Here is a 12,104-nt window from a genome sequence, read left to right on the forward strand (position 1 = left end):
AGGTTTTAGCGTAACGGCCATGGACATCAACAACTCCGTCGCCCTTGTCACCGGAGCCAACCGCGGCCTGGGCCGCGCCTTCGCCCAGCGCCTGCTCGAACGGGGCGCCCGCAAGGTCTACGCGACGGCCCGCCGACCGGAGACCGTGGACCTCCCCGGGGTCGAGGTGCTGCCCCTCGACATCGCCGATCCCGCAGCCGTGCGGGCCGCCGCCGAGGCCGCCCCGGACGTCTCGCTGCTCATCAACAACGCGGGGATCCAGACGGGGACCAATCTGGTGACCGGTTCGCTGGACGCGGTGCGGCACGAGCTGGAGACCAACATGTTCGGCCACCTGGGAATGATCCGGGAGTTCGCGCCGGCGCTCGCCGGGAACGGCGGGGGCGCGATCGTCAACGTGCTCTCCGCCATGTCGTGGTTCGGGGGCCAGGGCGCCAATGCCTACCACCTGACCAAGGCCGCCGCCTGGGCCATGACCAACGGCGTCCGCCTGGAACTCGCCGAGCAGGGCACGCTCGTCACAGCGGTACACCTCGGCCTGGCCGACACCGACATGGCGGCGGGCTGGCCCGTGGCCAAGATCGCGCCGTCGGACCTGGCCGACGCGGTGCTCGACGGTGTCGAGGCGGGCTCCGCCGAGGTCCTCGCCGACCAGTGGAGCCGGGACATCAAGTCCCGACTGCCGCTGACGCCGGAGGAGTTCAACGCCGCGATGGACCGCGCCCTGGCGGCGCTGATGGCGGCCTGAGGAACCCCTCAGGCCGCACGGACTCCGGTCGGCCGGCCAAGGCGACCGCTACGGCACCTTCACCCAGAGCGCCTTGCTCGGCGTCCCCAGATCATCGTCCACGAACAGCATGTACCACCCGGACTGCACCAGGTTCTTGTCCTTGGGCACCGTCACCGTGACCTTGTTCCCGGCCGTCTTGAAGTCCAGCGCGATGGACCGCTGATCGACATCCGTGACATGCGTGGACGCACTGGGCCGAATCAACCGCACCTTCTTGATCGAAGAAGCATGCGCCGAGGTGAACGTCCCCGAGGCCCCCCGAGCAATGGACTTTGGCCCCCCGGAAATATCCGGCCGGGAATCCCGGTAAAGATACGGAGGCGTGTAGATCTCGATCCGCTGCTCAAAAACTCCCGGCTTCGTGTTCGCCTTGTCCGCATACAACGGATTCGACCCGAAGAACATCACCCGACCGTCCGGCAACAGAATCGACCCGGAGTGGTAGTTCCGCCCCACCAGCGGATCGGCGACCTCCTCGAAGGTGTTGGTGTCGGGGTGGTAGAGCCGAGCCTGCAGAATGTCGGAGTCACTGCGCCCCCGATAGTCCTCGGACCCACCCGACACCAGCACCGTGTCATCCGGCAGAATCGAGGTCTGCGGATACCGGGTCCCCTTCTCCAGCGAGGGCCCGTCCACGAACTTGGGATGCGCGTCCTTCAGATCGACGAGCCGGGTCTTGTTGGTGGACAACTTCGACTCACCGACACCCCCGCCCCCGATGACCATGTACTTCTCGTCCTGAGCCGGCGCCAGCAACACCGTCGCCGAGGTCTCCAACATGTTCGGATCACTGAGCCCCGGCACCTTGGTGAACGCGTTGGTGTCGACGTCCCAAATCCCGGGATCCCGCCCCACGTTGGCCGGCCCGTACCCCGCATTGGACCCCGAGTAGAACAACTTCCCGTTCTCCATCAGGAACAGCGCCGGATACGTGGGGAACTGCCGCTTGGTCTTCGTGTACGTCCACTTCTTGGTCGCCGGATCGAAGACCTCGTTCTTCCCCGGCACCAACTGCCCGATGTCATCGAGCCCGGAGACACTGAGCACTTTCCCATCGCTCAGAGTCGTCAGCGTCGGATACCACCGGGCTTCGTTCATCGGGTCGACCTTGATGTACTTCTCGGCGACCGGGTCGAACTCGTACGCGTTCTTGATCCCCTCGAAGTCCCGCTTGTCCAGCCCGAACTTGTTCCCGATGCCATACGTGTTGCGCTCGTCCGCACCGGTCAACCCCTGGATCCGGTAGTTGTCCTGCGCCCCGGTCTCGTACGTGACGCCTTCCTTCGGCGCCTCGACGACGACCCGGGCGTAACCGGGGTTGTTCCGCAGGAACTTGCCGGTGCTCTTGTCGAACACCTTGGTCGCGCGCGGGATCAGCACCGAGTCCGTCGACACGAACGACTTGCCGTTCGCCTTCCCCGTGAACTTCGTGCCCTGGGGCAACGTCATCGGTTTGTCGGGATTCTCGTTGTAGAGAATCATGACGCCACCGGCTTTCTTGACGTCACCCTTCAGCTTCTCGTACTTCTTCGTGCCGCCCGCGATGAGGATGTTCCCGTTGGCGAGTTGGGTGTGCCCCGTGCAGAACAGGTCGGCCGGAGTCGGGATCTTCTTGATGGTCCCCTTCACCGGGTCCCAGATCCGCGACTCGAACTTCTTCGCGTTGAAGTTGTCCTGATTGTTCCCCGAGCCCGCGACGAGCAGCACCTTCCCGGTGTGCAGGAGCACCGCGTGAATGGTGTCCTGCCGGTACTCCTTGGGGAACTGGATGATGTCCCAGTGGCCGTTGTCGGCCTTGTACTCGGGCTTGTTGATGACGTACTGGTGGTATCTCTCGGTCCCGAATCTGTACAGCCAGGGCCCGTTCATCCCGGCCAGGGCGATGACGACCACCGTGCTGATCGCGAGTCGACGGGCACGGCGCCGGCCGGCTTCCTTCATTCCTTACGACCCCCCGCCCCACCGAGCGCGATCTGCATGGTCTGCTCACCCGTGCCGCCGGAGGCCGCCCAACTGGGCTTCTGCTGCGGGGAATGCGGGCCGTGCGGAGCGTGCTGGCCATGCGGAGCCTGAGCGACCGGCTGCGGCTGTGGCGGCGGAACGGCGTCCTCCGGCTCGACAGCCGGAAACACAGGAGGCCGCTTCCTCTCCTGCCGCAGCATGTACCGCCATGCCAGGATCGGCGACGCGGTGATCAGCAGGGCGAACGTCGCCCAGGTGATCATCGCCGGATGGGAGTGCCCGTTCTCGAACCCCGCCATCAGCGATCCGCCGAAGATCAGGATGAAGAACCAGTGCACCCGGAACGTCCCGAACAACGTGTCCGGGCTGGCCGAGTCGCCCTTGGGCGTGACCACGAACCTGCTCTTGCGCCGCAGTACGGCGTCCAGCAGCGAGCGCGCGTAGATCGGCGCCGACAGCGCGGACATCACCATGCCCGCGACCCCGCCCGACCCCTCCGGCTCGTGCGGCGAGACGTTGTGCCGCCGGTTCCAGATGTACAGCCCGATCTGCAGCGCGGACGCGTTGCCGTAGAGCATCAGCCACACCGTCGGGTCGATGTTCACACCCGATGCGCCCAGGCCCAGGAACAGCGCACAACTCAGCGCCGCCAGTATCCAGTTGAGGGCCGACATCGGGTAGAAGATGATCATCATGGTGTAGTTGAAGAGCTTGCCCGGAGGCATCGAGAAGAAGCCCTTCCAGTACTGCTTGAGGATCGTCTCGTACGTCCCGCGCGACCACCGGAGTTGCTGCGTGAAGAAGTCCGTCCAGGCGCTGGGCCCTTCGCCGACCGCGAGCACGTCCGGCGTGTAGACCGACTTCCACTTCTTGCCGGTGGCCGGGTTCTTGGCCCGGTGCATCTCGAAGCCGGTGGCCATGTCCTCGGTGATCGAGTCGTACAGGCCGCCGATCTGCTGAAGTGCCTTGATCCGTACGGCGTTTGACGTGCCGACGAACATCGGCGAGCCATAGCGGTTGCCGGCCCGCTGGATCAGGGCGTGGAACAGGAACTGCTGCGACTCGGCGGCCTTGGTGACCGGGCCCTCGTAATTGCCGTACACCTGGGGGCCGATGACGAATCCGACGTCCGGGTCGCGGAAGAAACCGAGCATCCGCTCCAGGTAGTTGGGCAGCGGCACGTGGTCGGTGTCGACGGAGGCGAAGTAGTCGTACTCGTCGCCGTGCGCCTCCAGCCAGGCGTTGTAGTTGCCGTGCTTGGTCTTGGCGCGGTGCGCGCCCTTGGGGCGGTTCCACTTCTCGACTCCCTTGCGGGTGAAGTGGTGTACGCCGAGCCGCCCGCAGACGGCCTTGACCTCGGGGTCGTCGCCCTCGTCGAGCAGCCACACGTGCAACAGGCCCCGGTGGCGCAGCCGTACGGCCGCCTCCAGGGTCCTGGTGACCATCTCCAGGGGCTCCTTGCCGGGCACGAACGTCGTGATGAACGCGACGCGGGTGCCCATCTCGGGGACCACCGGGACCGGGTCGCGGGCGACGAGCGTGGCGTGCGCGTTGGACAGCACGTTCATGCAGCGGAAGAACTCGATCAGACCGATCGCGACCAGCATCACGATGTCCAGCGCGGGCAGGAAGTCGTAGGCGGGATAGTCGCGTTGGGTCCAGTGCTCGGGCTGCATCAGCCAGCCCAGCAGGATCAGGGAGAGCAGCGGTGCCGCGCTCAGCATCAGGGCGGCGCGGACGCGGTGCGTCTCCTGCGACAGCAGCGAGCGGTACTGGACCTTGTACGGCCGGTCCGGGGCGGGCTGGGTGAGGGGTCCCGCCAGGCGGCTGTAGTGCTCGTAGTCGTATCTCGGAAGTGTGCTCTTGATTCTGCGGAGACTGCCGGTCCGGTGTTGTCCCGGGACTCTGAGTTCGGTGGTTTGTGTTGGTGACGGGTCGAAGTTCTGCCGGGCGCCCGTCGGCGTCGACGTCATGAGTCATCCCCCCAACACGCGGAAAAGCGCGTGTCTGTGTTGTCTCGGCCGCCCGTCGGCGTCCCCCTCGACTCACGACGGGCGTGTCAGTGGTGGCCACAGTCACCACACAGTCCACTCACAGAGATGTGCGACTGCGACCGTCCGGTTGCGAGATGCCCCCTCCGACATCTGTTCCTGGGCGGGGCCCCTCCTCCCCGCGAAACCGCGCGACCGGTTCCGTACGTACCCCCTCAACTGCCGTGTACCGGCAGTATCTTCAAAACCAGGGTTCTACGGTGCTCAGCTTGATCGCAAGACACGAAACGCGGTGTTTACCGGTCATACGCGTTCATTGGGGCGCGTGTGGGGATCATGTGGAGCCGTTGTGGACAGTCTTGTGCGCACGTTGTCGAAGTGTTCTCTTATGGCGTTCTCGGCGCGTTTCGCATCCCCGGACCGGACCGCGTCGAGGATCGCCCGGTGCTGGCGGCAGGTGACCCCGGGGTCCTGCGGGCCGGCCGCGAGATCGGTGTGGACGCGGTGGAAGGCGTCCCAGAACGCCTCCAGGACCTCGCTCAGCAGCGCGTTGTCCAGGCCCCGGTAGAGGGTGGCGTGGAAGGCGCGGTCGGTGGCCGCCAGCCCGACGCCTTCGGCCGCCTCCCGCTCCATCTGCCGTACCAGCGCGTCGAGTTCGGCGAGATCCCGCTCGGGCAGCCGCCCCGCGAGCCGGGCGACGAGCCCCGACTCCACCGCCTCCCGCAGTTCGAGCAGTTGCAGCAGACTGTCCTCGCCGCGGTAGTGCCCCACGACCGTACGGAACGCGAGCCCCTCGACCATCGGCGCGAGCGACATCGGGCCGACGTACGTCCCGAACCCGTGCCGGATCTCGACGATCCCCATCGCCTGCAGCGCCTTGAGCGCCTCGCGCACCGAGTTCCGGCTCGCACCGAGAAACACCATCAGCTCGGGCTCGGTCGGCAGCGGGGCCCCGGAGGACAGCCGACGGTCGAGGATGAGCTGCTTGATCCGCTCCTGCAGGTCACGGGCTGTCATGGCCAGAGGGTATCCGGCCAAACGGGGGCTGAGCCGCGTTCCGCCCGCACGGATGTTCCGCCCATGCGAAAGGCCCCCCGCAGTGCGGAGGGCCTCGCTGTCTGTGCGCCGCCAGGGACTCGAACCCCGGACCCGCTGATTAAGAGTCAGCTGCTCTAACCAACTGAGCTAGCGGCGCGCGTGTTGACCTGCACAACTCTACCGGACGCTCAGGGGTGCTCCCGACCACCCCCGGACCGGTGCCGGTCGGGCCCTGTACATCATTCGGACCGTCAACATGCGAGTCCGGAAGACAGTTGAGAAGCTGGCGGATGTGCATGAGCGCGGATATTTCCACCTGGAGTGTGAGGGGCGTCGCATGGAGACTCCGGTATTCGAGGAATTCGATCCCGCGAGCGATTGCGACTGCCCTGGATGTGCTGACCGGCGGCGCCTCCAGCCGCATTCCCCGACCGGCCGCACCGGCGGCCACCCCGCCGCCCAGCGGGCTCTCTTCGTGGCGGCCGCCGCGTCCGCCGCCCTCGCCGCCGGGCACACCGCACCGGCCGCCGCCACCGCGCACGCTCCGGCCCGGCCCGGTGTTCCCGCAGGTGACACGGGCGACGAGCCCGCGACCCCGCAGGGCGGCAAGGCCCCGCTGCACGGCCCGAGCGGCAAACCGGCGAAGCCGGCCGGCGCGGTCAAGGCGCCCACGACCACCCGCGCGGAGATCATCAACCGGGCCAAGACCTGGATCGCGGCCCAGGTGCCGTACAGCATGAACGCGTACTGGTCGGACGGTTACCGGCAGGACTGCTCGGGGTTCGTCTCGATGGCCTGGGGACTGCCGGGCAACGAATGGACCGGAAGTCTCGACCAGTACGGGGTGCGTATTACCAAGGACGAACTGGAGCCCGGCGACATTCTCCTGTTCCACAATCTCGCGAACCCCGAGAAAGGCTCGCACGTCGTCATTTTCGGCGGCTGGACCGACTACACGCACACCTACTACATCGCCCTGGAGGAGACCCCCTCGCACGCCCGCCGCCAGTCCACGCCGTACGCGTACTGGAGCCACTCGGACAGCTATGTGCCGTACCGCTACAAGGGCGTGACGGGCGGTACGGAAGGGGTGACACCCGTGACCCCGGTGACCCCGGTGGACGCGGGCAAGGCGAACACGCCGTACCCGGGAGCGGCGTCTTTCGGCCCCGGCGCCAACAACCAGTACGTCACCCAGCTCGGCACGATGCTCGTCGCCCGGGGCGCCGGGGCGTACTACACCTCGGGTCCCGGCCCGCGCTGGTCGGACGCGGACCGGCGGGCCACCCAGGCCTTCCAGCTCGCCCAGGGCTGGACCGGCGCGGACGCGGACGGCCTGCCCGGCCCGCAGACCTGGCAACTGCTCGTCACCGGCAAGGGCAAGAACGTCGGCGGCACGGTGCCCGTGGGCGCGGCGGGCCCGCCCGCACCCTCCTCGCACGGCGTCCCCGGCTTCCCGGGCAAGGCCATGTTCCGCCTCGGCGCGAACAACAAGTACGTCACCGAGCTGGGGAAGCAGCTGGTCAAGAAGGGCTTCGGCAAGTACTACACGACCGGCCCGGGACCGCGCTGGGGCGAGCCGGACCGGCGCAACGTCGAGGCATTCCAGCGCGCCCAGGGCTGGCGCGGCGGCGCGGCGGACGGCTACCCGGGCCCGGAGACCTGGCGCCGCCTCTTCTCGTGACCGACGAACAACCACGCTCATCACCCCGCTCATCCCCACCCGTTGTGACGCATCTGGCGCGGAGGCTGGAGGCACCTATGAGTACGACGACCACTTCACAGACGCCCGAGAACGAGGGCCCGCCCGAGGGACCGACCCGTCCCGCGCGGCTCATCCAGAACGAGGCGACCACCGAGATCCCCGTCCACCTGCTGTTCCGCGACGACCCCGACCCGGTCTCGGTCCCGCTCAAGCCGGCCGTCGTCGCGCGCCGCCAGGGCACCGGCGAACAGCCCCGCTTCCGCCGCCCGGTCCCGGCCAAGCCGCGCCCGGCCCCGGAGGTCGACCCCGACCTGGTGGAACGCCCCGCCCGGGTCCTGCCCGGCACGGCGGGCGTGCTCGCCGGTTCCTGCGGCCTGGCCGGCTGCCTCGCCACCTCGTGGTGGGCGGGCCTCCTGCCCCCGCTCGCGACCGAGGCCCTACGACTGCCGTTCTACGCCGGTGCCGGACTCGGTCCCGCGCAGTGGGCCGCGTACGCCGGGGCCGGCGCGCTGGGTCTGTTCGGCTTCGGGGGGCTGGCCCGGGGCCGTACCGGACGGGCCTGGGTGCTGGGCCTGTTCGGCCGGTACCGGGGGACCGTCCGGCGCACCGGGCTGATGTGGGTCAACCCGTTGCTGCTGCGCCGCCGGGTCGACGTACGGCTGCGGCACTGGCGCAGTGAGCCGATGCCGGGGGCCGACGCGAACGGGGTCGCGCTGCGGGTCGTGACGCTGGTGGTGTGGCGGGTGCGGGACACCGCGCGGGCCACGCTCGGGGTCGAGGACCACGAGACGTATCTGCGCGAGTGCGTGGAGGCGGCGCTGGCCCGGGTGCCGGTCGAGCCGCCGGGCGGAGGCGCGAAGGGCGCGGCCGACCTGGCCGTCGACGCGCTGACCCGGCTGGTCGCGGCGGACGCGGCGCCGGTCGGCATCGAGGTGTTCTCGGTACGGCCGGTGCGGGTCGAGTACGCCCCGGAAGTGGCCGCCGCGATGACCCGCCGCCGTATCGCCGCGCTGGACGCGCAGCAGCGGGCGACCATGCTCACCTCGGTCGTCGACTCCGTGGAGGACACGGTGACGCGGCTGACCATGCGGGGTCTGGTGGAGCTGGACGACTACGAACGCCGGGCGCTGGTCAAGGACTTGACGGTCGCGTTCTGCTCGGGGCGGGGGGAAGCCGCGCCGTGAGCGGTATGGACACGGTCAAGTAAGGGCAATAATCTGGGACTTGGTCTAGACCTGCACGGCTCACGGAACTCCCCACACGTTTCCCAGGAGCGGCAGCATGCGCAAAAAGACCAAGTGGTACGCCGCCGTGCTCGGGCTCACCACGGCCGGGGCCATCGTGCTCTCGTCCGGGGCCGCGAGCAGCCACGGCTACACCGACCTCCCCATCAGCAGGCAGAAGCTCTGTGCCAACGGCACGGTGACGAACTGCGGTGACATCCAGTACGAGCCGCAGAGCGTCGAGGGCCCCAAGGGCTTCCCGGCGGCCGGCCCCGCCGACGGCCAGATCTGCAACGGCGGAATCAGCCGCTTCGCCCAACTCGGCGCGCCGAAGACCCCGTCGGGCGCCGCGTGGCCGACGACCAAGGTGACGGGTGGTCAGTCGTACACGTTCCGCTGGCAGTTCACGGCGATCCACGCGACGACGGACTTCAAGTACTACGTCACCAAGGCGGGTTGGAACCAGAGCCACAACCTGGCCCGCTCGGACCTCAACACCACCCCGTTCCTCACCGTCCCCTACAACGGCCAGCGCCCCTCGTCGTCCACCATCTCCCACACCGGCACGCTCCCGTCCGGCCTCTCCGGCCACCACGTGATCGTCGCCGTGTGGACGATCGCGGACACGACCAACGCGTTCTACTCCTGCTCGGACGTCACGTTCTGAGCGGGTGGCTCCGCGCGTGAAGTTCTGAGCATTGCTTGAGACAGTCCGGCATCCCCCGGGGGTAGGTTCCCTCCACCAAGCGGTACTTGACCTCGGGGGACACCATGGACGCCATGTTCTACGCCATACCCGTACTCATCATCGTCGTGCTGCTGTGCGCCGCGGTCGCGGTGGTCCGCCGCGCGCGGGCGACGAGCCGTGCCTGGAGCAGCGGCCTGACGGCCGAGGCCCGCTGTCTGCGGACGTACACGACGACCAGCGGCGGCGGGGAGACCCGGGTGACGACGAGGCTCAACCACGTCTACGAGTTCACGACGCGCGAGGGCCGCGCCGTCCGGTTCGAGGAGCAGGGCGGGTCGGGGACGGTCGTGGAGGGCGACATCGTCACCGCGTACTACACGGCGGACCACCCCGAGCGGGCCACCGCCCAGGCCCCGGCCCGCGGGAAGCTCATGGCGGGGACGGGTGCCGCGCTGGTGTTCTTCGGCGTGTTCATCGCCTTCTGCGTCGGGTTCATCATCGTGACCCACGAGTCGTTCTCGACGGCCGGCGACCTGATGACCCCGTAGCCCCTCCACATCTGACGGTACGTCAACTACCGTGCGCCCTCATGGAGTCCAGCAGGCGTACCGTCGCGGAACTCGTGCAGGCACGGTGGGGCGACCACCGCCCGGGCCTGTGGTGCGGGCAACAGATGCTCACCCACCACGAGACGGCGTCCGGCGCGGCAGCCAGAGCGGCGTTGCTGACCGACCTGCTCCCACCCGGCGCCGAGCCCCACGTGGGCGTCCTGCTCGACAACACCCCTGAATATCCCCTGTGGTTGAGCGCGGCGGCCCTCGCGGGCGCGGCCGTCGCCGGCATCAACCCCACCCGCCGAGGTCCCGAACTGGCCCGCGACATCCAGCACACCGAGTGCCGGATCCTGGTCACGGAACGCACCCACCTCCAGCTCCTCGAAGACCTTCAACTTCCCGGCGTACGCCTGCTGGTGACGGACACTCAGGCCTACGACGACCTGCTCGCCCCGTACGCGGACACGCACCCGTCCGCCTTCTCCCACGCCACCCCCGACGACCGCATCCTGCTCTACTTCACCTCCGGTTCCACCGGCGCCCCGAAGGCCGCGATCTGCACGCAGGGTCGGTTGGCGGCAGCGGGACGCTCACTGGTCGACAGCTTCGGAGTCCTCCCCGACGACGTGCACTACATCTGCATGCCGATGTTCCACGGCAACGCGGTGATCGCCGACTGGGCACCGGCGTTGGCGGCCGGGGCGGGGGTGGCGCTGCGGCGGCGGTTCTCGGCGTCGGGGTTCCTGGCGGACGTACGGGCGTACGGGGCCACGTACTTCACGTATGTCGGCCGTGCCGTGCAGTACGTGCTGGCCACCGAGGAGCGCGCCGACGACCGGGACAACCCGCTGCGGATGGGCTTCGGCACCGAGGCGGGGGCGGTGGACGCGGCGGCGTTCGAGCGGCGGTTCGGGGTGCGGCTGGTGGAGGGGTACGGGTCCTCGGAGGGCGGGGCGGCGGTGCAGTGGTCGCCGGGGACACCGTCGGGAGCGGTCGGGCGGGCGGCGCCCGGGCTCGCCGTACTCGATCCGGAGACGCGGACGGAGTGCCCGCCGGCGGCCTTCGACTCGGCCGGTCGGCTGCTCAACGGAGAAGAGGCGATAGGGGAGTTGGTGAACCGCGGCGCCAACCCCTTCGAGGGGTACTGGCGCAATCCCGAGGCCGACGCCGAGCGCCGCCGCGCGGGCTGGTACTGGACCGGCGACCTCTTCTACCGCGACACCGACGGCTACCTCTACTTCGCCGGCCGCACCGACGACCGTCTCCGCGTCGACAGCGAGAACCTCGCCGCCGCGATGATCGAGAACATCCTCGCCCGCTACGAGGGCGCCGACGCCGTGGCGGTCTACGCGGTACCGGACCCGGTCACCGGCGACCAGGTCATGGCCACGATCGCCGGCCGCTTCGACCCGCTCGACTTCGCCGAATTCCTGCTGGCCCAGCCGGACTTGGGGACGAAGATGGCACCCCGGTTCGTGCGGGTGGTGGAGCGGATGCCGGTGACGGCCACCAACAAGATCCATCGGGCGGGGCTGCGGCGGGAGGGGGTCGTGTGTGCCGATCCGGTGTGGTGGCGGGCGCCGGGGGAGGCGGCGTACCGGAGGCTGACTCCCGAGGACGCCGAAGGGCCCCTCGTCGCAACGAGGGGCCCTTCACAGGTGCGCCGTCAGGGACTCGACATCAGGGAATGATCACCGCTGCGACGACGTCAGCGCACGGTGCAGGATGTCGTCCTGGCGTACGACGCCGGCCGGGACCCGGGACGCGATCGTCTCGATGAGCCGGCGCCGGTCCGGTTTCGAGACGAAGGTCAGCGTCGCCTCCGCCCGGCCGGCGCTTCGTCGTTTGAGGACCAGGAACAGGTGCACATTGCGCGACTCGATCGCCACCGTGCCGATCTCGTCCCACCCGAGGCGCTTGGTCCGGAAGGCCCGGCGTACGGCGATTCCCTGCTCCCCGACGACCATCACGCTCAGCCGCGTGACGACGAAGGGAAGGAGCAGCGCGCACAGCCCGAAGACCGCCCAGCCGGTCCTGCCGAAGACGACGTCGCCGCCGATCACGATGCGCGGTACGACCAGGAACAGCAGGATCGGACTGAACGCCATGAGCATCCGGTACGGTGACGGCCTGATCGACAGGTGTCCGGTCAT

General features: G+C 68.8%; 10 protein-coding genes and 1 tRNA gene. 6 read left to right on the forward strand and 5 right to left on the reverse strand.

Translation table 11 applies throughout. The features are described 5' to 3' along the window. Positions 1 to 19 precede the first annotated feature (19 nt). Positions 20 to 748 carry an SDR family oxidoreductase gene (locus ACIBK4_RS31480; RefSeq protein ID WP_399000134.1) on the forward strand — a complete coding sequence of 243 codons (729 nt, stop codon included), beginning with the start codon at positions 20 to 22 and terminating at the stop codon, positions 746 to 748. A 48-nt stretch (positions 749 to 796) separates the two neighbouring features. On the opposite strand, the gene ACIBK4_RS31485 is transcribed toward ACIBK4_RS31480, so the two are convergent. The 4 genes from ACIBK4_RS31485 to ACIBK4_RS31500 all read right to left on the reverse strand — a co-directional run bounded on the left by ACIBK4_RS31485 (position 797) and on the right by ACIBK4_RS31500 (position 5,938). After that, entirely contained in the window at positions 797 to 2,731 is a 1,935-nt protein-coding gene (locus ACIBK4_RS31485; RefSeq protein ID WP_399000136.1) for a galactose oxidase-like domain-containing protein, read from the reverse strand. Continuing rightward, positions 2,728 to 4,725, reverse strand: coding sequence for a glycosyltransferase family 2 protein (locus tag ACIBK4_RS31490; protein ID WP_399000138.1), 1,998 nt, complete (start codon positions 4,723 to 4,725; stop codon positions 2,728 to 2,730). Before ACIBK4_RS31490 ends, ACIBK4_RS31485 begins: the two co-directional genes overlap by 4 nt. A 321-nt stretch (positions 4,726 to 5,046) precedes the next feature. Next, positions 5,047 to 5,760, reverse strand: coding sequence for a FadR/GntR family transcriptional regulator (locus tag ACIBK4_RS31495; protein WP_366432499.1), 714 nt, complete (start codon positions 5,758 to 5,760; stop codon positions 5,047 to 5,049). 104 nt (positions 5,761 to 5,864) lie between these two features. Further along, positions 5,865 to 5,938 (reverse strand) — tRNA-Lys (locus ACIBK4_RS31500). Positions 5,939 to 6,118: 180 nt separating this feature from the next. On the opposite strand from ACIBK4_RS31500, the gene ACIBK4_RS31505 reads away from it, so the two are divergent. The 5 genes from ACIBK4_RS31505 to ACIBK4_RS31525 all read left to right on the forward strand — a co-directional run bounded on the left by ACIBK4_RS31505 (position 6,119) and on the right by ACIBK4_RS31525 (position 11,642). Further along, complete coding sequence (locus tag ACIBK4_RS31505; protein ID WP_399000141.1) at positions 6,119 to 7,465, forward strand: peptidoglycan-binding protein; 1,347 nt, start codon at positions 6,119 to 6,121, stop codon at positions 7,463 to 7,465. A 77-nt stretch (positions 7,466 to 7,542) separates the two neighbouring features. Continuing rightward, positions 7,543 to 8,670, forward strand: a complete 1,128-nt coding sequence (locus ACIBK4_RS31510; RefSeq protein ID WP_399000143.1) for an SPFH domain-containing protein — start codon at positions 7,543 to 7,545, stop codon at positions 8,668 to 8,670. Positions 8,671 to 8,767: 97 nt separating this feature from the next. Next, positions 8,768 to 9,376 carry a lytic polysaccharide monooxygenase gene (locus ACIBK4_RS31515; protein WP_399000145.1) on the forward strand — a complete coding sequence of 203 codons (609 nt, stop codon included), beginning with the start codon at positions 8,768 to 8,770 and terminating at the stop codon, positions 9,374 to 9,376. 104 nt (positions 9,377 to 9,480) lie between these two features. After that, a complete protein-coding gene (locus tag ACIBK4_RS31520) occupies positions 9,481 to 9,945 on the forward strand; it encodes a DUF3592 domain-containing protein (protein WP_399000147.1) in 465 nt (154 codons plus the stop codon). 41 nt (positions 9,946 to 9,986) lie between these two features. Next, positions 9,987 to 11,642 (forward strand): long-chain-fatty-acid--CoA ligase, encoded by a 1,656-nt coding sequence (locus ACIBK4_RS31525; RefSeq protein WP_399000149.1) that lies wholly within the window; start codon positions 9,987 to 9,989, stop codon positions 11,640 to 11,642. Here ACIBK4_RS31525 and ACIBK4_RS31530 read toward each other — a convergent pair whose 3' ends face one another. Then, positions 11,643 to 12,104, reverse strand: a complete 462-nt coding sequence (locus ACIBK4_RS31530) for a PH domain-containing protein (protein ID WP_399000151.1) — start codon at positions 12,102 to 12,104, stop codon at positions 11,643 to 11,645.

This window comes from Streptomyces sp. NPDC050528 (assembly GCF_044457795.1).
GTDB lineage: Bacteria > Actinomycetota > Actinomycetes > Streptomycetales > Streptomycetaceae > Streptomyces.